We start from the raw sequence: 25,057 nt of genomic DNA, 5'->3' as shown, positions 1-25,057 counted from the left end.
TTCGGAGGACCCTCCCCGCACGGGGAAAAGACTACGCTGGCACCATGACTGAACCGCAACCCGGTCTACATCCGTCCGCCGGCCCCCGGGACCACACGGTTCCGGCGCTGTCCATCCGCGGCCTCGCCAAGCGTTTCGGCGGGAAGATCGCTGTGGACGGCATCAGCCTGGACGTTCCGGCCGGGTCCTTCTACGGGATAGTGGGTCCCAACGGCGCCGGGAAGACCACCACGCTCTCCATGGCCACGGGCCTGCTCCGGCCGGACTTCGGCACTGCCCTGGTGCACGGCACCGACGTCTGGGGACGGCCGCTCGAAGCCAAGAAGCTCATGGGCATCCTTACCGACGGCGTGCGGCTGTTCGACCGCCTGACGGGGGAGCAGCTGGTGAGCTATGCGGGCCTGCTGCGGGGGATGGACAAGGATGTGGTGTCCACCAGGGTGGCGGAACTCCTGGCCGCGCTTGATCTCAGCGCCGACGCCGGAACCCTGGTGGTGGATTACTCAGCAGGCATGACCAAGAAGATCGCCCTGGCCTCCGCCCTCATCCATGCACCCAGGCTGCTGGTGCTGGATGAACCGTTCGAGTCGGTGGACCCGGTCTCCGCGGCCAACATCCGCGACATCCTGGACCGCTACGTTGAATCCGGCGGAACAGTGATTGTTTCCAGCCACGTCATGGACCTCGTACAGCGGATGTGCGACCACGTGGCCGTGGTGGCGGCAGGCAGGGTCCTGGCAGCCGGTACGGTGGCGGAAGTCCGGGCCGGCGCGTCACTGGAGGACCGCTTTGTCCAACTGGTGGGCGGCCGGAGCCAGACGGAAGGCCTGGAATGGTTGCGCACCTTCTGAGGCTCAAGCTGACGCTCCTGCGCAACAGCCTCCGGCGCAGCCCCTGGCAGCTGCTGGGGCTGATCATCGGCGGACTATACGCCGTCGGGATAGCCGGCTTCTTCGGCACGGCGCTGGTGCTGCTCCGGACTGCAGACCTGGAATTCGCCCACACCGTGGTGGTACTGGGCGGTTCGGCGGCCCTGCTGGGCTGGGGCGTGGTCCCCGTGATCGCGTCCTCGGCTGACATGACCCTGGATCCGGCCCGCTTCACCACGGCAGCGGTACCGATGCCCCAGCTGCTGACCGGCCTCGCCCTCGGCGGCTTGATCGGCATTCCCGGCATCGCCACCCTCCTCGTGGCGCTGGCAACGGTGGGCACCTGGAGCAGGGGAGCGCCGGCCGTCGGGGCTGCCGCAGCGGGAGCCGTCCTGGGTGTTCTGACGTGCATCGTCCTTTCCAAGGTGGTGACGACGGCGACTGCCGGCCTGGCATCCTCCCGGAGGTTCAAGGACGTCAGTGCGCTCGCCTTCATGGTGCCGCTCATGCTGATGGGGCCGATCGTGGCGTTCGTGGTCCAGGGGGCGGCGGGCTCCGCCGGCTTCCTGGCCGACCTTGCCGGGGTGCTGGCGTGGACCCCGGCCGGTGCCGCCTGGTCGCTGGGCGGAGATACCGCGGCGGGCCACTACGGTCCCGCGGCGGTGAAGCTCGTGATCGCGCTGGCCACCCTGGCGGGCCTCGCCTGGTGCTGGAAGGTCCTCCTGCAGCGCGCGCTGGTCACGCCGCCCTACGCAGGGGGCGGCAGGAAACGCGGCGGCCGGATGGGCCTCTTCGCGGTGCTGCCGGCCACGCCTACAGGCGCCATTACCGCCCGTGCCCTCACGTACTGGATCAGGGATCCCCGGTACTCAGGGTCCCTCGTTGTCATTCCGTTGCTGCCCGTCCTGATGTTCTTCCAGGCGAGCCAGACCGGCGACTACGGCGCACTGTCGATCATCGGCCCGCTAGCCGCCTTCCTGCTGGCCTGGTCCATTTCCGCGGATGTGTCCTACGACAACACCGCCTTCGCCCTCCACCTCGCCAGCGGCGTGCGCGGCGTGCATGACAGGCTGGGGCGGGCACTGGCGTGCCTGGCGTTCGCCCTTCCGGTCGTGCTGGTCTTCAGCGTCGGCCCGTTTTTCTTCACGGGGGAGTGGGAGTGGCTGCCGGCGCTGCTCGGGCTGTCGCTCGGCATCCTGTTCACCGGACTGGGCCTGGCATCAGTCATTTCGGCACGGTATACCGTGGCGGTGCCGCTCCCGGGCGACAGCCCGTTCAAGAAGCCGCCGGGCAACGTGGCCCAGACCATGGCGGTCCAGTTCGGCGGGATGGGCGTGCTGCTGGTCCTGGTGCTGCCGGAGGCGGCCCTGGTCCTCACGCAGTCCATCACGGGCAACGTGGCGGCCGGATGGATCAACCTGGTGCTGGGCCCGGTCCTGGGCCTTGCCTTGTTCGTGACAGGGGTCCGTCTCGGCGGGAAATGGCTTGACGCGCGCGGCCCCGAATTGCTGGCACAACTCTCGGTCAACCGCTAGGCCTGGCCAAGGGCATGATCCGGGACATGATGGGACGACATACGCGGAAAGGCGGTAGGCCATGGAAGTGGTAATTCTTCCGGGGAGCAAACAGATCGGGTCCCTGGCGGCAGACGCCGTCGAGGCCCTGCTGCGCCGAAAACCCGATGCGGTTCTCGGCCTTGCCACAGGATCCTCGCCGCTGCCGGTCTACGGCGAACTGGCCCGTCGGCAGGAGGAGGGCCGCCTCGACTTCAGCCGGGTCCGCGGGTTCACCCTGGACGAATATGTCGGACTGGAGCCGGGACATCCCCAGTGCTACCGCGAGGTCATCCGCCGGGAGTTCACGGACCGCGTGGATATTGCACCCGGGAACGTGTACAGTCCCGACGGCTCGGCGGCGGACATCCCCGCGGCCTGCCGGGCCTACGAGGACGCCATCAAGGCCGCCGGCGGAGTTGACCTCCAACTGCTGGGAGTCGGCACGGACGGCCACATCGCATTCAACGAGCCCGGCTCGTCGCTCGCGTCGCGGACGCGGATCAAGAGCCTCATCGAGCAGACACGCCGGGACAACGCCCGGTTCTTCAACGGCATCCATGATGTTCCCCACCATGTGGTGACGCAGGGGCTCGGCACCATCCTGGACGCCAACCATGTGATCCTGCTTGCCACCGGCGCCCAGAAAGCGCAGGTTGTCCGGGACCTCGTCGAGGGGCCTGTTGCCGCCATCTGCCCGGCCTCTGTCCTGCAGCTGCACCCCCATGTCACGGTACTGGTGGACGAGGCCGCCGCCTCCTCGCTGCGGCTGGCCGACTACTACCGCCACACCTATGACAACAAGCCTGCGTGGCAGGGCCTGTAGTTTGGTGTTCCGGTTTTTTGTCCGGCACAACGGCTAAGATGGATGCCATGACTAGCATGACGGACCCCCTCGAAAACGACCCGATGCGTGAGCTTTCCGGAGCAGGAACGTCCACTGCCACTATCGAGCGCGAGGAACTGCGCCAGGAAGTGGAGCCCGGTGACCGGGAACGGTTCTCCCACTACGTGCGCAAAGAGAAGATCATGGAATCTGCTATGACGGGCGAGCCGGTCATCGCATTGTGCGGCAAGGTGTGGACCCCCGGCCGCGATCCGCAGAAGTTCCCGGTCTGCCCGCAGTGCAAAGAGGTCTACGAAGGCCTGCGCCCCGGCAAGGACGGCGGCAAGGGTTCCGACGGCGACTCCGCCAAATAGGGCCGTTTCACCGGCCGCCTGATTAACGGGGCGGCCGGCCCGTCCGGACAGGGCGGGGCATTACAACAACGGGGCGCTGATCTCTGCTGCGCGCGTTCCGTGACCACGAAGATTTTAATGACCGGAGCGATGCGGCTCCTCCGGAACAGATTGGTGTTTATGTTTATGTGTCTTTCGCTCACGGCTGCCGCAATGCGGGGAATTGAGGGCTCTGCGTGACGGAGACACTCTTTGGCGGGCCAACGCTGCCGCCGGCGTACCCCGAACGGGCAGCGTGGGGAACCGCGCCGAAGCTCCGCGCGTGGCAGCAGGAAGCGCTCGACCGCTATTTTGCTACCGGTCCCAGGGACTTCCTCGCGGTGGCGACGCCCGGGGCAGGCAAGACCACCTTCGCCCTGCGGGTGGCTTCGATGCTGATCGAAGCCGGCACCGTGAACCGCGTGACCATCGTGGCGCCCACGGATCACCTCAAGCGCCAGTGGGCCGATGCTGCGGCGCGCGTGGGCATCGCGATCGACCCCAACTTCAAGAACTCGGACGGGCAGCACGGCCGCGGCTTCATCGGCGTCGCCGTGACCTATGCCCAGGTTGCCAGCAAACCCATGCTGCACCGTGCGAAGACTGAAGCGGCCCGGACCCTGGTGATCCTCGACGAGATCCACCACGGCGGCGAAGCCCTGTCCTGGGGTGACGGGCTGCGCGAGGCCTTCGACCCGGCCGCGCGGCGGCTATCGCTCACGGGAACGCCGTTCCGCTCTGACACGTCCCCCATTCCCTTCGTGGAGTATGCCGAGGACCGGGACGGTATCCGCCGGTCCAAAGCCGACTACACCTACGGCTACGGCAACGCCCTCCGTGACCATGTGGTCCGCCCCGTGATGTTCATGGCGTACTCGGGACAGATGCGCTGGCGCACCAGCGGCGGAGAGGAGATGGCGGCTTCCCTGGGTGAATCGGCCGTCACCAAGGACATCATCGCGCACGCCTGGCGGACAGCGCTCAACCCGGCCGGTGAGTGGATCCCGGCCGTCCTGGCCGGGGCGGACAAGCGCCTGAGCGAAGTCCGCCGCACCGTGCCCGACGCCGGCGGCCTGGTCATCGCCACCGATCACGAGGACGCCCGCGCCTATGCTGGCCAGCTGAAGAAAATCACCGGCGAATCTCCCACGGTGATCCTTTCCGATGACGCCAAGGCATCCAGCAAGATCGAGGAATTCACCGCCAGCGAGAGACGCTGGATGGTGGCTGTCCGCATGGTGTCCGAAGGCGTTGACGTCCCGCGGCTTTCGGTCGGGGTCTACGCCACGTCCACATCGACGCCGCTGTTCTTCGCCCAGGCCGTGGGCCGCTTCGTGCGTGCGCGGAAGCGGGGCGAAACGGCGTCGGTGTTCCTGCCGTCCGTTCCCCAGCTGACCGCGCTGGCGAACTCGATGGAGGCTGAGCGGGACCATGCCCTGGACCGGCCGGAGAAAGAGGACGGTGACGGCCTGTTCAATCCGGAGGACTCGCTCATGGATGAGGCCAACCGCGAGGAGAAGGCCTCGGACAGCCTCACCAAGGGCAAGTTTGAGGCCCTTGACTCGCAGGCGTCATTCGACCGCGTCCTGTTCGACGGCGGCGAGTTCGGCACGGGCGGCGACATCGGCTCCGATGATGAGCTGGACTTCCTGGGCATCCCGGGCCTCCTGGATGCCGAGCAGGTGGGAACCCTGCTCCGCCAGCGCCAGCACGAACAGCAGAGCCGCAAAAAGCTGAGGGCTCCGGAGAGTGCCCCGGCACCGGCCGTGCCGGACCACCGGATGCTGATGGAGCTGCGCAACGAACTGGCCAAGAATGTGGCTGCCTGGTCCGCGCGGACCGGAACGCCGCACGGGGTGGTGCACACGAAGCTCCGCACCGTGTGCGGCGGGCCCCCGGTGGCGCAGGCCAACGAGGAGCAGCTGCAGGCCAGGCTCCGGAAGCTTCAGGACTGGTTCATCGGCCGTAAGTAGGAGCGGCTGCCCGGCGGGGCCGGCTCACGGCTCCGGCCCGCTCACAACGGGGCCGGCTCAGGCGAGGTCCACGCCGCCGAGCTCCATTTCGGCGTAAGCGTCCTCCAGATCGGGGGCGATCCCGGCCGTCAGGTTCTTGACGACGGTCACGGAATAGCCGGCCTGGACGGCGTCCAGGGCTGTGGCCATCACGCAGTAATCGGTGGCAAGGCCCATGATCACTACGTCCTCCACATCGTGGCTCTGCAGCCAGTCGTCCAGGCCGATCGCGTCCTCGTCGGCGAATGAACCGGCGGTCAAGGCCTCCGCGTCCTCCGGCAACTGAAGGGCGCCGGGTTTCCGATCGCCGGTGGGCACCTCGTCCTCGGGCGCCAGGATGCCCTCGAAGCCGGAATAGGCGGCAGTGAACTGGCCCTTCCGGAAGTACGCCTGGATGTACTCAGTATCGAGGTCCGGATGCAGCTCGGCGCCGGGGGTGCCGGCAACGCAGTGCGGAGGCCAGCTGTCAACAAAGTCGGGGTTTTCGGAGAAATGGGGTCCGGGCTCGATGTGCCAGTCCTGCGTGGCCACGATGTGGTCGAACTGCCCGTGGTGGGCGTCCACGTACTCGCTGATGGCGGCAGCCACTTCGGCCCCGCCCTTGACGGCCAGGGACCCGCCCTCGCAGAAATCGTTCTGCACATCAACAATGATCAGGGCGCGTGACATCAGTTCTCCTCGTAGACAGTCGGGATGGCCGGCTCGCCGCGTTGCAGCCGGTTGACGACGGCGGGCAGTTCAGCCATCGAATCCATGTGCCGCTGGCGGGCGCGGAAGACGCCCTCGGTCCCGGTCCAGCCGGGGAGCAGTTCGCCGTTCTTGATGAACTGCTGCAGCAACTGGCGGTCGTTGCCGTCGTCTTCGGGGCGGTGGCCCACACCGACGATCTCCTGGGTGGCGACTCCCCGCTCATTGAGCTTGCGCAACGCATACTTCCGCCCGCCCTTGCTCGTCTTGTTTTTGGCGGCTTTGGCCACGGACACGAACTCCCCGGAATCGTCCGTGCGGGTGACGAGTTTGTAGACCATGCTCGCGGTGGGGGCCCCTGAACCGGTGACCAGCGATGTGCCCACCCCGTACGAGTCAACCGGTGCCGACTGCAGGGCGGCGATGGCGTATTCATCCAGGTCCGAGGTGACCACGATCTTGGTGTTCTCATTGCCGAGGTCGTCCAGCAACTGCCGGACCCACTGGGCCTGTGCCACGAGGTCCCCGGAGTCCAGCCTGACCGCCCCCAGCTTGGGGCCCGCAAGGTCAACGGCCGTGCGGACGGCCGCTTCGACGTCGTACGTGTCCACCAGCAGCGAGGTACCGGTGCCGAGCGAGGCGATCTGCGCCTCAAAGGCTTCCCGTTCGGTGTCGTGCAGGAGCGTGAAGGAATGCGCAGCGGTGCCCACCGTCTTGATACCGTAGCGCCGCCCGGCTTCCAGGTTGGAGGTGCTGTCGAAGCCGGCAATGACGGCTGCGCGCGCGGCCGCCGCCGCGGATTCCTCCTGGGTCCGCCGGGAGCCCATTTCGATGCAGGGCCGGTTGCCTGCGGCAGTGATCATCCGGGACGCCGCCGAGGCGATGGCACTGTCGTGGTTGAGCACCGACAGGATGTACGTCTCCAGAATGCAGGCCTCCGCGAACGTGGATTCCACAATCAGGATGGGGGAGTGCGGGAAGTATGCTTCGCCCTCCGCGTAACCCCAGATGTCGCCGGTGAAGCGGAACCCCGCCAGGTAGTCCAGGGTTTCGGCGTTAACCACTCCGGAGCTGCGCAGGAAGTCCAGCTCGGGTCCGCCGAACCGGAAGTCCGCGATACCCTCGAGCAGCCTGCCCGTACCGGCCACGATCCCGTAGCGGCGGCCGTCGGGGAGCCGACGGGCGAACGCCTCAAACACCGACTTCCGGTGCGCGGCACCGGAGTGCAGCGCGGCCTGGAGCATGGTCAGCTCGTAATGGTCGGTGTACAAGGACGTGCGGGGATGGTCCCAGCCAGCAGAGGTACTCACGAATTCACTCTAGTGCGCATCGCCCTAGAATGGACAGATGACCTTAAGCGTTGCGCTCGGCCCTGACACCCAGGAGAGCACCCAGACCGGAACAGTGACGTCCACCGACGCCCTGACGGCTCCGGACATTCCCTGGAACCTGGTGATCTGGAACGATCCCGTCAACCTGATGAGCTATGTGAGCTACGTCTTCCAGAGCTACTTCGGCTACTCGGAGCCCAAGGCCAACAAGCTCATGATGGAGGTCCACAAGAAGGGGCGCTCCATCGTGGCGCACGGCAGCAAGGAGCAGGTGGAGCAGCACGCAGTCGCCATGCACGGCTTCGGCCTGTGGGCCACGGTGGAAAAGGCCACCGGCGGCGGCAAAGACGGCGGATCCGGCAAGGGCAAGGGCAAACGTGGCTAAGGCATTCAAATACGGGCTCAAGGGCATCACCGGCTACCTGGAACCTGCGGAACGGGAACTGCTGCGCAGCCTGATCGATGACGTCATCTCCATGCTCCAGCCGACGGAAAGCGCCAGCGAGGATCCGCTGACCGCCCTGATCGGACTGGACATGAATGTCCGGGAACCGTCGGACCGGGCGCTCCGGCGGCTGTTGCCCAACGTGGCGAAGGACGACGACGCCGCCTCGCTGGAGTTCCGGCAGCTCACCGAACGCTCCCTGCGGGAGAACAAGATCGGCGCCCTGCGGGCCGCGGCACTGGGGCTGGACACGAACGAGCTGGTTCTTTCGCCCGCCGACGCGAGGCACTGGTCCCAGGCGCTCAACGACGTCCGGCTTGTCCTGGCCGAACGGCTCGACATCCGGGACGACGCCGACGCCGAACACGTCCACGCCATGCAGGACTGGTCCCAGGCGGAGGACGTGGAGAGCTACCTGGCGCTGGTGTACAACTTCACCACGTGGCTGCAGGAATCGCTGGTGCAGGCCATGCTGCAGTCCATGGAACCGAGCGCCTGACCGAACCGGGGCCCGCCGGCCCGGGCGACTCACGGCGCCGGCGGCCTGCCGCGGAAGTGTGACCCATCCGACATGAGTCGGACGACACAATGTGATGGCCGCACCAACAGGGAAGCCCTATCCTCGAATAATCATGACTTCAGCATCGAGCATGGAACCGGCAGCGGGCGCTGTGGCGGATTCCCCAGCGATCAGCACGGACAGCAGCCCCGTGGGCTCTCGTCCCATCGGCATCTTCGACTCCGGCGTCGGCGGACTGACCGTGGCACGGTCCATCATCGACCAGCTGCCCAACGAATCGATCCTGTACGTGGGCGATACGGCCAACGGCCCCTACGGTCCGCTGCCCATCGCCGAGGTCCGCGCCAACGCCCTCGGGGTGATGGATGAGCTGGTCGATTCCGGCGTCAAGCTGCTGACCATCGCGTGCAACTCCGCCTCGGCCGCCGTCCTGCGCGATGCCCGTGAACGGTACACGGCGCGCTACGGGATTCCCGTCATCGAAGTGATCCAGCCGGCCGTCCGGCGGGCCGTCGCCGCCACCCGGAGCGGCCGGGTGGGCGTCATCGGGACTTCGGCAACCGTGGGCTCCCGCGCCTACGAGGACACGTTCGCCGCCGCCCCGGACCTGCACATCACCTCCGTGGCCTGCCCGGCGTTCGTCAGCTACGTGGAGGCCGGCATCACCACGGGTCCGGAACTGCTGGCCGTTGCCCGGGAGTACCTCGAGCCGCTGCGCACCGCCGGCGTGGATACGGTTGTCCTCGGCTGCACGCACTACCCCCTGCTCACCGGCGTGATCTCCTACGTCATGGGCGAGGACGTCACCCTCGTCTCCAGCGCTGAGGAAACGGCCAAGGACGTTTACCGGGCGCTCGTATCGCACGATCTGCAGCGGACGGTCGAGGCGCCGCCCGAGCACCACTTCATCGCCACCGGAGAAGCAAGCCAGTTCGAAACCCTGGCCAGGCGCTTCCTGGGTCCCGAGGTGCTCAGCGTGCGGCACGTGGACCACGTCGCCGCCCAGTACCCCACGGGCAGCCTGGCAAAAATCACGCCGGAGATGATCGCCGCCGCGCAGGCCGGAGCCGCCCGGCCGCGGATTTCCAACTTCGTCGGCGGATCCGCAGCCGGAGGTTCACGCCTGTGAAACTGACCATTGTGGGCTGCACCGGTTCCTTTCCGGGGCCGGGCTCCCCGGCGTCGTGCTACCTGCTGACAGCCCACGACGGCGAGCGGACGTGGAAGATCGTGATGGACCTCGGCAGCGGGGCCCTCGGCGCGATCCAGCGGTACACGGACCTCGAGGACATCGACGCGATCTTCCTCACGCACCTGCACCCGGACCATTGCATGGACCTGTGCGGCCTCCACGTGGCCGTGCGCTGGAAGCCGGGCGGCTGGGGGCGTGACCGGATTCCGGTGTGGGGCCCTGCCGCCACGGCGGACCGGATGGCCACCGCCTACGGGCTGGAGCTGGACCCCGGCATGCACGAGGAATTCGACTTCACCAACTGGACTGAACGGCAGTCCGTCACCGTGGGGCCGTACACCGTGACCCCGTTTGCGGTGAACCACCCCGTGGAGGAGGCGTACGCCCTCCGCGTCGAGGTCACGGAACCGTCCGCCAACGGCCTGCCTGTCACCCGCGTTCTCACGTACTCGGGGGACACGGACTCCTGCGCCGGGCTGGAGGAGGCGGCCAAGGACGCCGACCTGTTCCTGTGCGAGGCCGCCTTCGAAGAAGGCCGCGACGACGCCATCAAGGACGTGCACCTGACCGGCAAACGCGCAGGCGAAGCCGCCGCGGCAGCCGGTGCCCGCCGGCTGCTGCTCACCCACATTCCGGTGTGGACCTCGCAGACCAAGGTGATGGCCGAAGCCAAGCCCGTGTTCAGCGGCGACGTCGCGGTTGCCGTGGCCGGCGTCCACTACACGGTCTAGCTGTACTGTCCAGCCCTGGACGGTCCAGCCCTACACGGTCTGGCATTGCTCAGTCTGAGCCCTGTCCGGGCACGCGGGCGCGGGTCGATAAGCTAAAGGCATGACTTCTGAAGCAATTGCCACCCCTGTGATCCGTGCCGACGGCCGTACCCCGGATCAGCTCCGCCCGATCAGCATCACCCGCGGCTGGTCCAAGCAGGCCGAAGGTTCGGCCCTGATCGAGTTCGGCAACACCCGGGTGCTGTGCACTGCCTCCCTGACCGAAGGGGTGCCGCGCTGGCTCAAGGGGGAGGGCCGTGGCTGGGTCACGGCCGAATACGCCATGCTTCCCCGCGCAACGAACACCCGCTCCGACCGGGAGTCCGTCAAAGGCAAAATCGGCGGACGAACCCACGAAATTTCCCGGCTGATCGGCCGCTCGCTCCGCTCCATCATCGACACCAAGGCGCTCGGCGAGAACACCATTGTGCTGGACTGCGATGTACTGCAGGCCGACGGCGGCACCCGCACCGCCGCCATCACCGGCGCCTACGTGGCGCTCGCCGAGGCCATCCGCTTTGCCCGCGAGAACAAGATGATCTCCAAGAACGCGCAGCCCCTCATTGATACGATCGCAGCCGTGTCTGTCGGCATCATCGACGGCATCCCCATGCTGGACCTCCCGTATGTCGAGGACGTCCGCGCCGAGACCGACATGAACGTTGTTGTCACCGGATCGGGCAAGTTCGTTGAGGTCCAGGGCACTGCCGAGGGCGCTCCGTTCGACCGCGACGAATTGAACCAGCTGCTGGACCTTGCCCTGCTGGGCACCGAGCAGCTTGCAGCCATCCAGCGCGAAACGCTGGCGGAGGCCCCGTGACGGAGAGCTTTAACGCGGCTGTGCCGGTGCTGGTCCTCGCGACGCACAATAAAGGCAAGCTCCGCGAACTGCGGGAGCTGCTGCGGGGACAGGTTCCAGGGCTCGACGTCGACACCCAGGTGGTGGACGCCGGTGCCGTCGGGGCGCCGGACGTGGCCGAGACCGGCGTGACGTTCGCGGAGAACTCCCTGCTGAAGGCACGCGCCGTGGCAGAAGCTACCGGGCTGGTGGCGATTGCGGATGATTCGGGCCTCTCGGTGGATGTCCTCGGCGGGGCACCCGGCATCTTTTCGGCCCGGTGGAGCGGCCGCCACGGTGACGATGCCGCCAACCTGCGGCTCCTGCTGGACCAGCTGTCGGATGTTCCCGACGAATACCGCGGCGCCGCCTTCGTCTGTGCCGCGGCACTCGCCGTGCCGGCCGCTGCAGCGGATGGCGGGCGCGAAGTGGTGGAGTACGGCCAGCTCGAGGGATCGCTGCTCCGCGAACCCCGGGGCGAGGGAGGATTCGGCTACGATCCCGTACTCCAGCCCAGCGGCCTGGACCGAAGCTGCGCCGAGTTGACCCCGGAGGAGAAGAACGCCATCAGCCACCGCGGCCAGGCATTCAGGGCGCTGCTGCCGTCCATTGTCGAGGCACTGGCGCAACGCCGCCCGCACCCCGGGTCATAGCGGCCGGGTTAAACACTGAGGGCGCCCCGCACAGCGGGGCGCCCTCAGTTTTTCGGCTACATGTTGGTCTTGCGTTCTTCTTCCGGTTCGTGCTCTTCGATGAACTCGTCCACCACGTCCGTACCGAAGTGTGCGGCCTGGCGCTTAGCAGACAGCCCCCGCAGGACTTCGATGCCAATGGGGATCACCGAGACCAGCACGATGATGATGAAGATCACGTCCAGGTTGTCGCGGACCCACGGCACGCGGTCGCCCAGCAGGTACCCGAGCAGCGTGACGCCGCCGCCCCAAAGCACGGCGCCAATGACGTTAAAGAGGAAGAACTTGCGCTTGCTCATTTGCGCGACGCCCACGATGACCGGCACGAAGGTGCGGATGATGGGAACGAAGCGGGCCAGGATCAGCGCCTTGCCGCCGTGCTTTTCGAAGAAGGCGTGCGCGCTTTCGACGTTTTCACGCTTGAACAACTTCGAGTCCGGCTTGTTGAAGATGGCCGGACCGGCTTTGGAACCGATGAAGTAACCGGTCTGGTTGCCGACGATGGCCGCAACGATGATCAGGGCGGAAAACAGCCAGATGTTGAACTTGATGGTGTCCGTGGCCACCAGCAGGCCGGCGGTGAACAACATGGAGTCGCCGGGGAGGAAGAATCCGACCAGCAGGCCCGTCTCGGCGAAGATGATGCCGCAGACCAGCAGCACGACCCAGGGCGCAAGAGCCGGGTCGGCCAGGAAGATCTGGGGGTTGAGCCAGTCGGGGAGGAACGAGGCCAGGTGCGGCTGCACCGGTCCCGCACCCCCGAGGGTGGACACGGCAAAGTCACTCATCGCATGTAGGTTCACCCCTCAAGGTTACTGGACCCCCGGCGGCGGACCTGTCCCGCAGCGCGCTTGCGTGACCATCGACACCAGCGACAGGCGGACGTATGGTGCCGGGCCCCGACCCGGCCGGCGGTAAAGTTTGACCCGTGGGTTTGGATTTTACGGCGATCGACTTCGAGACAGCCAACGGCTTCCGCGGTTCGCCGTGCGCCGTTGGCCTGAGCAAGGTCCGCGGCGGGGTGGTGGTGGAGGAAGCCTCCTGGCTGATGCGCCCCCCCGAAAACCACGACCGGTTCGATTACCACAACGTGCGGATCCACGGCATCAGGCCCGAGGATGTGGCCGGACTCCCGCGCTTCGGCGAACTCTTCCCCGAGATCGGAGCGTTCATCGGCGGGGACGTCCTGGCCGCCCACAACGCGGCGTTCGATTTGGGGGTGATCCGGTCCGGACTGGAAGTGTCCGGACTGCCGGGTCCGGCCTACGACTATGTGTGCACGGTGATGCTGTCCCGCCGGTGCTACTCGCTGGTCTCCAACTCGCTGCCTTACGCCGCCGAGGAAGCCGGCGTCCCGCTGGTCAACCACCACGACGCGGCCGAGGACGCAAGGGCGTGCGCGGGAATCCTGATCGACATCGCGAAGCGGAACGGCGCCGCCAGCGTCGCAGAGCTCTACTTGTCCCTGGGACTTTCGCTGCCGCACCAACAGGCGTTTGATCCCGCCCGCGACGGACTGTCCAAGGCCACACTCACTGCCCTGGGGGCGGCCGGCGGCGCAGCGGGCGCGGCGGCGCGGACGTTCAAACCCGGCTGGCCCGAGGAGGGACCCAACCCCGCGCCGAAGTCGGGCGCCGAGCCCGGCCATCCGCTGTTCGGCCAGACCGTCGTGTTCACGGGGGAGCTCGCCATGCCCCGGCCCGAAGCCAAGGTCCTGTCCGCGGAGTTTGGCGCACAGCCCGAAAGCAGGGTGACCGGCCGGACCACGGTGCTGGTGGTCGGCGACGGCTTTGTGGCCTCCGACCTGCGCTCCGGCCGCCTGACGGGCAAAGCCCGGCGGGTCCTCGAACTGCACGAGCGCGGCCAGCGTATCGAGGTGCTGTCCGAAGTCGAATTCCTGCAGATGGTGGGCGGGCAGGTGCCCGCAACCGCGTCCCTGGTCTAAGTGCCGGTTCCGGGCCTCCTATAATTCAGGCATGACAGAAGCCACGGACAACGTTGACCGTTTTTTCGACCGCTACGCCGCCGCGCTGCTGGCGCGGGACGCGAAGGCAATCGCAGGAATGTTTGCCGTTCCCTCCCTCATTCTGTTCCCCGGGCAGTCCGTCCCCGTCACTGACGCCAGCCAGACCGAGGCGTTCTTTGCCTCGTCGTGGGGACAATATGAGGGTATTGACTCAGTGGAGAAGAGAGTCGACATCATGGCTGAAGCACCGGGGTTCGTCTGGGCAGATGTCACCTGGAGCTATGCCGGCGGCGAACCACGGGAGCGTTTTTGCTACCAGCTCGCCGAAACGGCCGGCGGGTACCAGATCGCCGTCCTCACGCCGCTCGCGTAGCACGCCTCTTGACGGCCGGCGTTCACTGACGGTCGACGGCGGCGAGGATCGCCGCGCCAAGGTCGGCCGGCCTCGTGAACTGGGGCCAGTGTCCCGTGGGCAGGTCAACATATTCCACGTCGCGGATGCGTGCGAGCTCCGCCACATAAGGGTGCCCGGCGTCGATCCATTCCTTCAGCACTGCCGAGGGGAACTCGCAGGCGATCACAGTGGCGGGAACGCCGTAGCGGCGCTCATCGTGAAGGTGCTGGGCGTCGTAAGCCACGCCCTTTGGCTCAGGGACGGCGCGCGCCCTGAACATGGCGCGCAAGCCGTCATCCAGGTCGGTCAGATCGGCGTCTTCAAATCCCTCCCAGGGCGGAAGCGGCACGTCGTCGCCGTCCGCCGGAAGTTCATCGTTGATGACGCCGCCCTCGCCCAACGGGCCGCTGTCCACATAGATGGCGCGCGGCAACGCGGTCCGGCCGCGCATCAACGGCCCCGTGGATAATGGCGCCGCCGCCCGAATGCCCCACGAGGACCACCGGCTGATCGGTGCCATCGACTGCCGCGACGACGGCGTTGATGTGGTCACGCAGGCCAATGCCGGCCCGCGGTGCGTCCCGGGCTTCAAGGCCGGGCAGCGTGAGCGGAACAGCGCGATGGCCTGCGGCCACCAGCGGCGGCGTGACGTCGGACCATGACGAGGCGTCCAACCAGAATCCGGGAACCAGGATGATGTCCATGGAGGTACCCTACTCCGCGGGGCCGACAACGAAGGCCCTTCCCGACGCCACGGCGGCAAGCCTGTCCCGGGCCGGGCGGCCGGCAGTGCAGCGAAAACGCAGGGGTAACAACCGTAGAAGTTGTCCTCGGCAGCGCGGACGACTTTGCTGCCATGTTTGATGAGGCCTTGCCGGTTGCCCTCGCCAAACTCAAGGAAGTCGCGGAGGAACGACGGTAGCCTGCACGGCCTTTCCCTGCGCTACTCAGCGACGCGGTGCCTTCTCAGTTCTGTGATCCGCTCCCGGGCCCGCGGTCATACGGCGCAACAATCCTTCCCGTGCTGCCGGCGGACTCCTAGCCTTACACCATGGGAAAACTCCAGGTCACCGGCTCCGCCCCTGTCACCACGGTTGACACCACTCCGGCAGCAGGTGCTGAACCGGCGGCGGGCGGCAGGCAGGCCGGCGTCGACTGGCGCAAGCTGTTCGAATTCCCCAATCCGGTCAACGAGTATGCCGCCCGGATCACGGCGGGCCTGGTGGTGGTGCTTGCCGCCGTCACGCTGCTGACGGGCTGGGGCTGGGGACTTGCCCTCATTGCCGCCGGCTTCTGGCTCCGCGTGCTGTTCGGCCCCAGGATTTCACCACTGGCCCAGCTCTCCGTCAAGGTCCTGGCGCCGCGCCTGGGCCGGGTCAAGCTGGTCCCGGGCCCGCCCAAGCGCTTCGCGCAGGGTATCGGAGCGGCCATCTCGACGGCCGCGGCGCTGCTGTTCGCGGCAGGACTCGCTCCCGCGGCCTGGACCCTCCTGGCCGTGCTGGTCCTGGCCGCCTCGCTCGAGGCCTTCGCCGGGTTCTGCCTGGGGTGCGTGATCTTCGGTTTCCTTCAGCGCCGCGGAGTCATTCCCGAGGACATCTGCGAAGCCTGCAACAACATCACCCTCAGGCGATCGTAACCGCCACCAGCTGACCGGCTATTTCCCGGATGACCTCAGGGGCTTCCAGAGACTCCAGCCATTCCGCCGGCAGGCCCTCCTCCCCGTAGTACGCACCCAGGATGTTCCCGGCGATCGAACCGGTGGAATCGCTGTCTCCGCTGTGGTTCACGGCCAGGGCAATGGCCATCCGGAAGTGCGCAACGCCGGCAGCCTCCGCTGCCGTGTCCCGCGGGGCAGCTGTGGCGAGTACCGCGTACAGGGCGACGGCGAGTGCTTCCTCGGCAACCCAGCCCTCTCCAAGCTCCCGCACCAGGTCCTCGGGACTGAGAAGACGGCCGGTGGCCGCCTCCGGCCCGGAAACTGACGCCAGCTGCACAGCCCGCTCCAGCCGCTCAATGAGCGCCGGCTCGGCGTCGGCCTGTCCCCGTGCATGGTCGAGCGCGTATTCGGCCGCTTCATGGAGGCTTTGCCCGCCCATGAGGGCGTGGATCAGCAGGCTGAACGTCCCGGCACTCTGCCGCGCCGAACGGTGGCCGTGGGTCAGTGAAGCCGCATCCGAGCTCAGCTTGTACACGGCTTCGGCAGGAATATGCGGAACGAGCCCGAACGGCGCCGAACGCATCACGGTCCCGCATCCCTTCGACTCGGGGTTGACCGGGCGGTACACGGTGCCCATCTCGCCGGTGGCCAGGCCACTGAGGCAGGCATTTCCGGGTGCGCGGCGGTGCTTGAGGGCTGCCTGGCCGTCTATCCAGCGTGGTTGCGGAGCAGGAGCCGACGGCGGTACCGGCACCCCCTGCGTTGCAAGCCACCGCAGGTAGGCGAGCCACACGCAGGCGTTTGCGTCGGCAGCAGTACCCTCGTTCGCCCATTCCAATGCCTCAACGAGGCCGTCCACCGTGTACAGCGTCATCTGGGTGTCGTCCGAAAAATGACTGCCGCCGTCGAGCGCTGAAAAATCCAGCAGACCGGCGGGGCCGAAACGGCCACGGATGGTGGAAATATCATCGAACTCCACGGCGTAGCCGAGGGAATCGCCCAGGGCGCCGCCCAGCAGGCAGCCATGGATCCGGGACTGGGGCGTCGGCGTCGTACTGGGGGAAGAATTGGTGCTCATGACTGTAAATTTACCCCGATCCTTGTGGCCGGACCGGACAGGCGGAGTCCCCGGGCAGGTAACCCGGTCGCTGCCAGGGCGTGCCGCCCGCTAAGCTCGAATCCAGCAAGCGTCCAGACTCAGTTGGCAGAATACGTCGGACAGAACATTGCCGGGCGCACCGACGCCCGCACGCGCCGGACTCGCCGGCCGGGCAACAAAGCAAAGGATTTCCAGAACATGACCTCCCCTGTGCCTGCACGCCAGACCACAAGTCCCGATATGCACGCCGCTCCGGAGGCTTTCACACCTGGGCTCGTGGCACGTTTGTCAGCGGAGGCCTTCGGAACCCTGTTCCTCGTGATCGCCGGGCTCGGCGTCCCGCTGTTCACCATTCCCCAGTCAAACCCTCTGTCCGCCTCGCTGGCAGCCGGACTTGCCGTCACCGCCGCCATGCTCGCCTTCGCCTACGTTTCCGGCGGCCACTTTAATCCGGCAGTGACCCTGGGCAACGCCATCGCCGGCCGCATCAGGCTGGCGGAAGCTGCGGCATACCTTGGGGCGCAGCTGGTCGGCGCCATCGCAGGGACCCTGGCACTGTTCGGAATCCTGCGGACTGTTCCCAAGATCGAAGACACCCGGGCCGCCTTTGACACCGTGACAGCCGGCTTTGGCGAGCATTCCATCATCCAGGCGCCCATGGCCGGCGTCCTCCTCGTGGAAGTACTTGGCGCTGCCATCCTGGTGGCCGTCTTCCTGGGCACCACGGCTTCCCGCAACACCAACAAAGCCGCCGCGCCCTTCGCCGTGGGACTTACGCTCGCCGTCCTGCTCCAGCTGGGCCAGGCAGTGGGCAACACGCCCTTCAACCCGGCCCGCGCCACGGCGTCGGCCATCTTCAGCAACTCCTGGTCACTTGAACAGCTCTGGCTCTTCTGGGTCGCTCCGCTCGTAGGTGCCGCCATCGCCGGCCTGGTGTTCCGCGGGTTCGCCGAAACTCCGGCGGCGGTGCCGGCCCGGGCGCACGGCGCCGGCGCTGAACTCGAGTCCGACGACGATCTCGACGACGGGAATTCCGACGACGACGTTTACGGCGACGCAGCGGCAGGCACTGCCAGCTCCCCTGACGACGATGCCCGCGACTTCTTTGACGGCAAGCACGGACGCTAGTGCGGGCCCTGCCGTGTCTGTCCCGCAAAACTGTCGGTACCCGCGGATAACTTAAGAACATGCGGTTATTGCACACTTCCGATTGGCACCTGGGCAGGTCGTTCCACGGCGTCGGCATGCTGGATGCCCAGCAGGACTTCATTGACCAGCTGGTCGAATTCGTCCGTGCGGAGAAGGTGGACGTCGTCCTGATTGCCGGCGATGTCTACGATCGCGCCCTCCCCGGCGTTGACGTGGTCCGGCTGCTGGACGATGCCCTGGTCCGCCTGACGGACGCGGGAGCGCAGGTGGTCCTCACCAGCGGAAACCACGACTCCGCCATCCGACTCGGCTTCGCCTCAAGGCTGCTCGAACGCGGGGGAGTGCACCTGCGCACGCGGCTCGCCGAACTGGACGTGCCGGTGCTGCTTCCGCTGGACGCGACGGCGGACGGCCCGGTGCTGGCCATCTACGGCATTCCGTGGCTTGAGCCCCGGCTCGTCGCGGAGCAGCTGGGCGTTGAACCTGCCAGCCACTTCGAAGTGACACGCGCGGCCACGGACAGGATCCGTGCCGATGTCGGCGCCCGGGCCAAGGACAGGGCGGTGCATTCCGTGGTGCTCGCGCATACTTTCGCGAGCGGCGGGATCAGCTCGGACAGTGAACGGGACCTGAGCATCGGTGGTGTCGGCGCCGTCCCGCTGGACCTCTTTGACGGCTTCAGCTACACCGCGCTGGGCCACCTGCACGGCAGGCAGGCGCTGTCACCAGCCGTCCGCTACTCCGGATCGCCCCTGGCTTATTCCTTCTCCGAAGCCAAACACCGGAAAGGCGGCTGGCTGGTCGAAGCGGACACCACGGGCATCACTGAGGTCAGGGAAATCCACTGGAAGGCTCCGCGGGCCCTGGCCGTGCTGCGGGGCACGCTGGATCACCTCCTTGCAGCCGAAGAATTCGCCTGGGCTGAGGCCGCCTATTGCCAGATCACCCTGACGGACCGCCAGCGCCCAGCCCAGGCCATGGACAAACTGCGTGCACGCTTTCCGGACACGCTGGTGCTGGGCTTCGAACCGGAAGGCGCCGCCCCTGATGTCGGGACCAGCTACAGCAGCAGGCTCGCCGAGGCCGAGGACGACCTGTCCATCTGCTGCGGTTTCCTGGAGCACGTTCGCGGCCGCACCACTGACGATGCCGAAGCGGTTGTCTTACGGGACGCCCTCGAAGCCGTGCGCCTGGAAGAGATGTCACAATGAGGATCCACCGGCTCGAAATTTCCGCGTTCGGCCCCTTCGCCGGCACTGAACACATCGACTTTGACCGGCTCAGCGCCCATGGGCTGTTCCTGCTCAACGGCGCCACCGGCGCCGGTAAGACGAGCGTGCTGGATGCCATCTGCTTCGCCCTCTACGGCTCAGTGCCCGGCGCACGCCAGGACGGCAAGCGCCTCCGCAGCGACCACGCCGAGGCCGCCGCTGAACCCCGCGTGACCTGCGAGTTTTCCGCCAAGGGGCGGCACTTCGAAGTCTCCCGGATCCCGGCATGGAACAGACCCAGCGCCAGGGGCAGGAACGGTTTCACCGAGCAGAAGGCCAATACCCTCCTGCGGGAACGCGTTAACGGGCAATGGATCGAAAAGTCCGGGCGGAACGATGAAGCCGGAGCGGAAATCAGTTCAGTGCTGGGCATGGACCGCGACCAGTTCACGCGGGTCGTCATGCTGCCCCAGGGCGACTTCGCTGCTTTCCTCCGCTCCAAGCCCGCCGATCGGCTGGAACTGCTTCAAAGCCTCTTTGGCACGCAGCGGTTCGAGGCCGTTGAACAGGAACTCGCCCGGCGGGCCGCGGATGCCCGTACGGAGGTGGCCGGCCTCAACAACCAGCTGGACCTTCTGCTGGCGCAGGCGCGGTCCGAGGCGATACCTCCGGAACAGGACGTGCCGGACGCCCCGCCACTGCCCGATGACCCCGACGACCTCCTGAACCGGCTGCAGGAGACCGCAGCGGCGAGGGCCGGGATGTTGCAGGACGAGGCAGACCAGGCGGCAGCAGGGCGGGATGAGGCGGCACACCGACTCGAGGCAGCCGCGGCGCGTGCGGCCCGGCAGGCGAAGCTCGCCGCGGCGGAACTGCGGCGATCAGCTGCCGAGGCTGCGGCGCCCGCACTCCGGGACAAGGCCCGGCAGCTTGGCCTGCACCGCAAGGCCGAAGTACTCGGCGGCCAGCTGCAGGCCGTCGACAAAGCGGAGGACGCCGAAGGACGGGCCGCCCGTGCCATGGCCGCGGCAGCCAGTGAACTTCACGCGGCGGTACTTCTGGACCCCGAGCTTGCCGCCCTGTCTGCCAGCAACGGGGCGGCCGGCGGCCGTCAAGGCAGCGGCAGCACGGGCGAGCCATCTTTCGACGCAGGAGTCCTGCGCAGCGAGCTGAGCCGCCTGCGGTCCCTCCGCGCGGTACTCGAGGAACGGCTGCCGGACGAGGCCGGACTCGCCGGGCTGGTGGCCCGCCGCACCGACCTTGGGCAAACGCTCGATCAGCTGAATGAGACGAAGCGGGCCGGTGCAGCCGCCCTTGATGCACTGCGCGCGGAGGCGGCCGGACTGCTTGCGGGCGTGAAGCCCCTCGAAGAACTCGCCGCCGAAGCCCGGCTGCGGACCAAAGAGGCCGCAGCGGCGGAGGAACTGGTCGCCGTCGTCGGCCGCTACGCCACAGCGGCGCGGGTCAGCTCGGGCGTTGCCGAACGGCACTTGGTGGCCAGGGGCCACCACCAGAACCATCGCCAGCGGTGGCTGGACCTGAGGGAGGAACGGCTCGCCAACGCCGCTGCTGAGCTCGCTTCCCAGCTCCGGCCGGACGAGCCCTGCCCCGTGTGCGGCAGCCCCGGGCACCCCTCTCCGGCACCGGCGGCCACTGCCGCACTGGCCGTCGTTGAAGCGGAGCGGGCCGCCCAGGAAGACTGTGAGGCAGCAGAGGCGGTCCTTGCGGCGCTGGAGAAGGAACTAGCCGAAGCCCGGCAGCATATTGCCGTTTTGGCGGCTCAGGGCGGCGACACCCCGCCGGAGGAAGCCCGCGCGGACGCCGCCCGGGCGAAGGAACGAGCGGACAAGGCACTCCGGGCTGCCGCGGACCTCGCTCTCAGCCGTGCGCGCCAGTCGGAACTGGACGAACACATCACAGCCGCCGAGTCCACGCAGGCAGCCACCGACTCCAGCATTGCGAAGACGGAGTCCACGCTCGCGGAGGTCCAGGAACAGGCGGCTGCCTTGGAGGGTGCGCTGCGCAAACTCCGGGCGGGCTACTCCACGCTTGGCCACCGGCTCACCTCCCTCAAGAAATCCACGGCGCTCCTGGAACGGACGGACGCCGCCCGGACCACCCTCGAACAGGCCGAACTGCGGAGCAAAGACGCCCGCCAGCAGCTGGACCAGGCGCTTCCGGCGTCCGGGTTCGAATCTGCTGCGGCGGCGCGGTCCGTCCTTCTTCCGGACCCGGATGCAGCCATTCTCGAAGCCGCGATCCGGGCCGGCCAGGATGAAGCCGCCCGTGTGGGTGAGCTCTTTGCCAGCGAGGAACTCGCCCGGGCCGCCCGCGAGCTTGAAGCGGACGGCCCGGTGCAGGCCGCTGTCCTCGACCAGCTCCGGGCCGAGGATGCCGCCGCCGAACGGCTCGCCAGGCAGGCCGTTGTCGCGGCGGGACTCGCGGAGAAGTCGGTACTGACGGTCCGCCGGATCGCGGGGGAGTACGCCCGGCTCGCGGCTTCGGGCCAGGCCCCCCGGGAACGCGCGGCGCTGCTCACCGCGGTGGCTGACGCCGCCCGGGGCGCCGGCGACAACACCTACCGCATGAGCCTGAACAGCTACGTGCTCGCGGCCAGGCTTGAGCAGGTGGCCATCGCTGCCTCGGAACGGCTCGTCGGCATGAGCGATGGCCGCTACACCCTGCAGCACACGGATGCCAAAGCCGCGCGCGGAGCCAAGTCCGGCCTCGGCCTGGAAGTTGTGGACCAGTGGACGGGCCACCGCAGGGATACGGCCACGCTGTCCGGCGGCGAATCATTCATGGCCTCGCTGGCCCTGGCGCTGGGCCTCGCGGACGTGGTGCAGCAGGAGTCCGGCGGAGTCGACATCGAGACGCTCTTCGTGGACGAGGGCTTCGGCAGCCTCGACGAGCAGGCACTTGAACAGGTGATGGATGCCCTGGAAGGGCTTCGGGACGGCGGCCGCGTGGTGGGCCTGGTGAGCCATGTGCAGGAAATGAAGCAGCGCATCAGCACCCAGCTTCAGGTGGTCAAGGGGCGGAACGGCTCCACCCTCCACATTTCGGACGACGTCCCGGCCTGATTCCCGGACTGGGCCCGGCCCAACGCACGGAGCCTCGGCTACAATTGAACAGTTACCGGGTCGCGCGCATCGGGAGGAGGGACGATGCGCACCTTTGAGTGAACCCGGAATTATGAGCACCTCAACCTCTTCGCAGGCATCCGCCGCACCCTCCGCTGCCGCAACCACAGCCGCACACACTGCCAATCCCGTCCATCCATCAGGCACAGGCGGCCGCTACGCCAGGCTGCCCCTCCTGGCCGGCAAAGGCTTTATTCCGCTGGGGCTCTTCGCCCGGCTTCCGCTGGCCATGCTGACCGTGGGCGCCCTGACTCTCGTCACGGCCGTGACCGGTTCGTACGCCGTCGGCGGAGCAGCAGCGGGGGCCGTGGGCATCGGCACGGCGCTGGGAGCACCGGTCCTCGGCGCGTGGGCGGACCGGCTCGGCCAGCGACCGGTGCTGCTGTTCGCCGCCATCTTCAACACCGCCGCCGTGGTGGCCCTGATCCTCACGGCGTATCTCGTTCCTGCAGCCCAGGACCTTGCCGCCGCTGTGCCCGTGTTCGCCGCGGCGTTCGTGGCCGGCGCGAGCTGCCCCCAGGTGGGCCCGCTGGCCCGTGTCCGCTGGATGGCGTTGACTTCCGGGGCCGGGAAAGCGGGAACTGCACGCGATCTGGACGCGGCACTGTCCTACGAAAGCACCGCGGATGAGCTGACCTTCGTGCTCGGCCCTGCGCTGGTGGGCATCCTGGCAAGCCTGATCACGCCCTGGCTCCCGCTGGCCCTCGCCGCGGCCCTGACGCTCACCCTGGTTCCAGCGTTCGCCGTGCACCGCACCCACCTGGCCGTACCTTTGAGGGTGCGCCGGCGCGCCGTCGCTGACGCCGGCCCGATGGGCTCCCCGAGGGGTGCAGGGGGCACCGGCATGGCTGCCGTGGCGCTGCCCTTCCTGGCCATGGTGTGCATGGGAACATTCTTTGGTTCCACCCAGACCGGCCTGAGCTCCTTCTCAGCCAGCTTCGCCACCGCGGAAATTGCCGGGTTGCTGTACGCCGTGATGGGACTGAGCTCCGCCGCGGCCGCACTGAGCGTCGCCTACTGGCCGCGGAGCTTTGCCCTATGGGCACGCTGGATGGTGAGCGCTGTGCTGATGGCCGGCCTGGCGGTGCTCTTGTTGCTGCCGGCGTCAGCGCTCCCCATGGTGCTGGTCCTGCTGGTCCTGGGACTGCCGGTGGGCCCGCTGATGGTCACCGTGTTCGCCATCGGCGGGGCAATTGCCCCTGCCGGGCGCCTGGGAACCGTCATGACGGCCCTCGCCAGCGGCATCGTCGCCGGCACCGCCCTGGGTTCCTCCGTCGCCGGGCAGTTGGCGCAGCACCATGGGTATTCCGCGGCTTTTATGGTGCCGGTCTGCTCGGCAGCGGCGCTGTTCGTGCTGGGGGCGGCCGCCGCCGTCGTGCTGCGGAACGGCGCAACGCGCCGCAAGCGTACCGACGCCGGCAGCCGCTGACCGGCGCCTTACAGCAGCTGCTTCTCGATGCGGGCGGCACTTGAGGTCAGGGCCGCCGCCACTTCCGCCGGGTCCTGCGTTGAGCGGATATAGACGACGGCGATCGAGGCCGGCCGGCCGCCCGGCACGTTGATGGGGGCCGCCAGCGATGAAACCCCTGCAATGACTTCGTCGTGGCTCGCCGCGTAACCGCGTTTCCTGGCCTCTGCCGCCACGGCCCGGTAAGGGATGTCCGGAGTTAGCGCGTTCCATTCCTGTTCCGTGAGCGCAGACTGGATGGCGATGCCCGGCGCTCCGGCGCTGATCGGATGCCGTGAGCCGGGGTGCTGGACCACAGTCGCCGCTGAGTGCCTGGGCTCCACGCTCACCAGGGTGATGCAGTCCTGGTGGTCCCACACGGCGACGAAGGCCGTCATGTTCAGGGAGTTGGCAAGCTGCGTAAGTTCCGGGAGGGCCGCCGACTGCAGATTACGTGAAACCCCGCGTGCCAGAACGGCCAGGCCGGGACCGGGCTGGACCCTGCCGGAGTCGTCCCGGACCAGCAGCGAGTGATCCTCCAGGGTGCGGAGTATCCGATATGCCACGGAACGGTGGACGCCCATGGCGTCCGCAAGTTCCGCGATGGTGAGCGGATGCTCGGCTTCCGCCAGGATTTCCAGCGCACGGATTCCGCGCGAGAGCGTCTGAGACGGGGAAGCCTGGGCGGTGGCGGCCGGTGCGCCGGCGCCGGCGGTCTGAGTCATGCTGTCCATCCTAGGCCGGGATCAGTGGCGCTCCGCCTGCGGGGTCTTGTGTTGCACCCCACTTTCGGCTAGCGTTCCATATGAGAACTATATGTTCAATTATAGAATTTCACCATAGAGCATCCTCCTCCGGTCGACT

At 67.6% G+C, this 25,057-nt stretch carries 23 protein-coding genes and 1 pseudogene; 18 read left to right on the top strand and 6 right to left on the bottom strand.

Annotated features, from left to right (window positions below; translation table 11 throughout):
* Nucleotides 1–44 precede the first annotated feature (44 nt).
* The 5 genes from RW112_RS01660 (at nt 45) to RW112_RS01640 (ending at nt 5,613) form a co-directional block, all read left to right on the top strand.
* Nucleotides 45–851: an ABC transporter ATP-binding protein gene (locus RW112_RS01660; RefSeq protein ID WP_317780134.1), complete on the top strand. Its 807-nt coding sequence runs from the start codon at nt 45–47 to the stop codon at nt 849–851.
* The gene (locus tag RW112_RS01655) at nt 833–2,404 is read left to right on the top strand and encodes a transporter (RefSeq protein WP_317780133.1); all 1,572 of its coding nucleotides are present in this window, start codon (nt 833–835) and stop codon (nt 2,402–2,404) included. The genes RW112_RS01660 and RW112_RS01655 overlap by 19 nt, the downstream gene beginning before the upstream one ends.
* Before the next feature lie 61 nt (nt 2,405–2,465).
* Nucleotides 2,466–3,248 (top strand): glucosamine-6-phosphate deaminase, encoded by a 783-nt coding sequence (gene nagB / locus RW112_RS01650; RefSeq protein ID WP_317780132.1) that lies wholly within the window; start codon nt 2,466–2,468, stop codon nt 3,246–3,248.
* Between the two features lie 38 nt (nt 3,249–3,286).
* Nucleotides 3,287–3,622, top strand: coding sequence for a DUF3039 domain-containing protein (locus RW112_RS01645; protein WP_305941462.1), 336 nt, complete (start codon nt 3,287–3,289; stop codon nt 3,620–3,622).
* Between the two features lie 215 nt (nt 3,623–3,837).
* Entirely contained in the window at nt 3,838–5,613 is a 1,776-nt protein-coding gene (locus RW112_RS01640; RefSeq protein ID WP_317780131.1) for a DEAD/DEAH box helicase, read from the top strand.
* A gap of 57 nt (nt 5,614–5,670) precedes the next feature.
* On the opposite strand, the gene RW112_RS01635 is transcribed toward RW112_RS01640, so the two are convergent.
* Nucleotides 5,671–6,321: an isochorismatase family protein gene (locus tag RW112_RS01635; RefSeq protein WP_317780130.1), complete on the bottom strand. Its 651-nt coding sequence runs from the start codon at nt 6,319–6,321 to the stop codon at nt 5,671–5,673.
* Nucleotides 6,321–7,649, bottom strand: a complete 1,329-nt coding sequence (locus RW112_RS01630) for a nicotinate phosphoribosyltransferase (RefSeq protein WP_317780129.1) — start codon at nt 7,647–7,649, stop codon at nt 6,321–6,323. Before RW112_RS01630 ends, RW112_RS01635 begins: the two co-directional genes overlap by 1 nt.
* Before the next feature lie 37 nt (nt 7,650–7,686).
* Here RW112_RS01630 and clpS point away from each other — a divergent pair, with 37 nt between their 5' ends.
* The 6 genes from clpS (at nt 7,687) to rdgB (ending at nt 12,088) form a co-directional block, all read left to right on the top strand.
* The gene (clpS, locus tag RW112_RS01625; RefSeq protein WP_028270073.1) at nt 7,687–8,055 is read left to right on the top strand and encodes an ATP-dependent Clp protease adapter ClpS; all 369 of its coding nucleotides are present in this window, start codon (nt 7,687–7,689) and stop codon (nt 8,053–8,055) included.
* Nucleotides 8,048–8,614, top strand: coding sequence for a DUF2017 domain-containing protein (locus RW112_RS01620; protein WP_317780128.1), 567 nt, complete (start codon nt 8,048–8,050; stop codon nt 8,612–8,614). The genes clpS and RW112_RS01620 overlap by 8 nt, the downstream gene beginning before the upstream one ends.
* Nucleotides 8,615–8,708: 94 nt before the next feature.
* Nucleotides 8,709–9,764 carry a glutamate racemase gene (gene murI, locus RW112_RS01615; protein ID WP_317780127.1) on the top strand — a complete coding sequence of 352 codons (1,056 nt, stop codon included), beginning with the start codon at nt 8,709–8,711 and terminating at the stop codon, nt 9,762–9,764.
* On the top strand, nt 9,761–10,558 hold the full coding sequence (locus tag RW112_RS01610; RefSeq protein ID WP_305941456.1) for an MBL fold metallo-hydrolase: 798 nt from the start codon (nt 9,761–9,763) through the stop codon (nt 10,556–10,558). The genes murI and RW112_RS01610 overlap by 4 nt, the downstream gene beginning before the upstream one ends.
* Nucleotides 10,559–10,658: 100 nt before the next feature.
* Complete coding sequence (gene rph / locus RW112_RS01605) at nt 10,659–11,417, top strand: ribonuclease PH (RefSeq protein ID WP_104172370.1); 759 nt, start codon at nt 10,659–10,661, stop codon at nt 11,415–11,417.
* Nucleotides 11,414–12,088, top strand: coding sequence for an RdgB/HAM1 family non-canonical purine NTP pyrophosphatase (gene rdgB, locus RW112_RS01600; RefSeq protein ID WP_317780126.1), 675 nt, complete (start codon nt 11,414–11,416; stop codon nt 12,086–12,088). The genes rph and rdgB overlap by 4 nt, the downstream gene beginning before the upstream one ends.
* 56 nt (nt 12,089–12,144) lie before the next feature.
* Here the strand turns inward: rdgB and RW112_RS01595 are convergent, their stop codons facing one another.
* Nucleotides 12,145–12,915, bottom strand: a complete 771-nt coding sequence (locus RW112_RS01595; RefSeq protein WP_305941454.1) for a VTT domain-containing protein — start codon at nt 12,913–12,915, stop codon at nt 12,145–12,147.
* A 140-nt stretch (nt 12,916–13,055) separates the two neighbouring features.
* Between RW112_RS01595 and RW112_RS01590 the strand changes: the two genes are divergently transcribed.
* Nucleotides 13,056–14,072, top strand: coding sequence for an exonuclease domain-containing protein (locus RW112_RS01590; RefSeq protein WP_317780125.1), 1,017 nt, complete (start codon nt 13,056–13,058; stop codon nt 14,070–14,072).
* A 31-nt stretch (nt 14,073–14,103) separates the two neighbouring features.
* The gene (locus RW112_RS01585; RefSeq protein WP_317780124.1) at nt 14,104–14,466 is read left to right on the top strand and encodes a hypothetical protein; all 363 of its coding nucleotides are present in this window, start codon (nt 14,104–14,106) and stop codon (nt 14,464–14,466) included.
* 22 nt (nt 14,467–14,488) lie between these two features.
* Here RW112_RS01585 and RW112_RS01580 read toward each other — a convergent pair.
* Nucleotides 14,489–15,191 (bottom strand): annotated as a pseudogene (locus tag RW112_RS01580) (alpha/beta fold hydrolase).
* 347 nt (nt 15,192–15,538) lie between these two features.
* On the opposite strand from RW112_RS01580, the gene RW112_RS01575 reads away from it, so the two are divergent.
* Entirely contained in the window at nt 15,539–16,123 is a 585-nt protein-coding gene (locus RW112_RS01575; RefSeq protein ID WP_317780123.1) for a DUF4395 domain-containing protein, read from the top strand.
* Here RW112_RS01575 and RW112_RS01570 read toward each other — a convergent pair.
* Nucleotides 16,110–17,222, bottom strand: a complete 1,113-nt coding sequence (locus tag RW112_RS01570) for an ADP-ribosylglycohydrolase family protein (RefSeq protein WP_317780122.1) — start codon at nt 17,220–17,222, stop codon at nt 16,110–16,112. The two genes, RW112_RS01575 and RW112_RS01570, sit on opposite strands and share 14 nt — an antisense overlap.
* Nucleotides 17,223–17,441: 219 nt before the next feature.
* Here RW112_RS01570 and RW112_RS01565 point away from each other — a divergent pair, with 219 nt between their 5' ends.
* The 4 genes from RW112_RS01565 (at nt 17,442) to RW112_RS01550 (ending at nt 24,175) form a co-directional block, all read left to right on the top strand.
* Nucleotides 17,442–18,371, top strand: a complete 930-nt coding sequence (locus RW112_RS01565; protein WP_317780121.1) for an MIP/aquaporin family protein — start codon at nt 17,442–17,444, stop codon at nt 18,369–18,371.
* A 59-nt stretch (nt 18,372–18,430) separates the two neighbouring features.
* Nucleotides 18,431–19,603, top strand: a complete 1,173-nt coding sequence (locus RW112_RS01560) for an exonuclease SbcCD subunit D (protein WP_317780120.1) — start codon at nt 18,431–18,433, stop codon at nt 19,601–19,603.
* Nucleotides 19,600–22,686, top strand: a complete 3,087-nt coding sequence (locus RW112_RS01555; protein ID WP_317780119.1) for an SMC family ATPase — start codon at nt 19,600–19,602, stop codon at nt 22,684–22,686. Before RW112_RS01560 ends, RW112_RS01555 begins: the two co-directional genes overlap by 4 nt.
* Before the next feature lie 112 nt (nt 22,687–22,798).
* On the top strand, nt 22,799–24,175 hold the full coding sequence (locus RW112_RS01550) for an MFS transporter (RefSeq protein ID WP_317780118.1): 1,377 nt from the start codon (nt 22,799–22,801) through the stop codon (nt 24,173–24,175).
* An 8-nt stretch (nt 24,176–24,183) separates the two neighbouring features.
* On the opposite strand, the gene RW112_RS01545 is transcribed toward RW112_RS01550, so the two are convergent.
* Nucleotides 24,184–24,918, bottom strand: a complete 735-nt coding sequence (locus RW112_RS01545) for an IclR family transcriptional regulator (RefSeq protein WP_317780117.1) — start codon at nt 24,916–24,918, stop codon at nt 24,184–24,186.
* Nucleotides 24,919–25,057: the final 139 nt, after the last annotated feature.

It is taken from the genome of Arthrobacter sp. B10-11 (genome assembly GCF_033142195.1).
In the GTDB taxonomy this organism is placed as follows: domain Bacteria; phylum Actinomycetota; class Actinomycetes; order Actinomycetales; family Micrococcaceae; genus Arthrobacter; species Arthrobacter oryzae_C.
The sequence above is the reverse complement of the archived record's forward strand: the minus strand, read 5'-3'. Positions and strand labels throughout refer to the sequence as shown.

What these genes read in the sequence shown, in the direction of transcription:
- RW112_RS01635 (WP_317780130.1), bottom strand. Translation starts at nt 6,321, where the DNA reads ATGTCACGCGCCCTGATCATTGTTGATGTGCAGAACGATTTCTGCGAG.
- RW112_RS01565 (WP_317780121.1), top strand. Translation starts at nt 17,442, where the DNA reads ATGACCTCCCCTGTGCCTGCACGCCAGACCACAAGTCCCGATATGCAC.
- RW112_RS01655 (WP_317780133.1), top strand. Translation starts at nt 833, where the DNA reads ATGGTTGCGCACCTTCTGAGGCTCAAGCTGACGCTCCTGCGCAACAGC.
- rph (WP_104172370.1), top strand. Translation starts at nt 10,659, where the DNA reads ATGACTTCTGAAGCAATTGCCACCCCTGTGATCCGTGCCGACGGCCGT.
- RW112_RS01545 (WP_317780117.1), bottom strand. Translation starts at nt 24,918, where the DNA reads ATGACTCAGACCGCCGGCGCCGGCGCACCGGCCGCCACCGCCCAGGCT.
- RW112_RS01555 (WP_317780119.1), top strand. Translation starts at nt 19,600, where the DNA reads ATGAGGATCCACCGGCTCGAAATTTCCGCGTTCGGCCCCTTCGCCGGC.
- RW112_RS01550 (WP_317780118.1), top strand. Translation starts at nt 22,799, where the DNA reads ATGAGCACCTCAACCTCTTCGCAGGCATCCGCCGCACCCTCCGCTGCC.
- RW112_RS01595 (WP_305941454.1), bottom strand. Translation starts at nt 12,915, where the DNA reads ATGAGTGACTTTGCCGTGTCCACCCTCGGGGGTGCGGGACCGGTGCAG.
- RW112_RS01660 (WP_317780134.1), top strand. Translation starts at nt 45, where the DNA reads ATGACTGAACCGCAACCCGGTCTACATCCGTCCGCCGGCCCCCGGGAC.
- RW112_RS01645 (WP_305941462.1), top strand. Translation starts at nt 3,287, where the DNA reads ATGGATGCCATGACTAGCATGACGGACCCCCTCGAAAACGACCCGATG.
- RW112_RS01585 (WP_317780124.1), top strand. Translation starts at nt 14,104, where the DNA reads ATGACAGAAGCCACGGACAACGTTGACCGTTTTTTCGACCGCTACGCC.
- RW112_RS01560 (WP_317780120.1), top strand. Translation starts at nt 18,431, where the DNA reads ATGCGGTTATTGCACACTTCCGATTGGCACCTGGGCAGGTCGTTCCAC.
- clpS (WP_028270073.1), top strand. Translation starts at nt 7,687, where the DNA reads ATGACCTTAAGCGTTGCGCTCGGCCCTGACACCCAGGAGAGCACCCAG.
- RW112_RS01575 (WP_317780123.1), top strand. Translation starts at nt 15,539, where the DNA reads ATGGGAAAACTCCAGGTCACCGGCTCCGCCCCTGTCACCACGGTTGAC.
- murI (WP_317780127.1), top strand. Translation starts at nt 8,709, where the DNA reads ATGGCCGCACCAACAGGGAAGCCCTATCCTCGAATAATCATGACTTCA.
- nagB (WP_317780132.1), top strand. Translation starts at nt 2,466, where the DNA reads ATGGAAGTGGTAATTCTTCCGGGGAGCAAACAGATCGGGTCCCTGGCG.
- RW112_RS01570 (WP_317780122.1), bottom strand. Translation starts at nt 17,222, where the DNA reads ATGAGCACCAATTCTTCCCCCAGTACGACGCCGACGCCCCAGTCCCGG.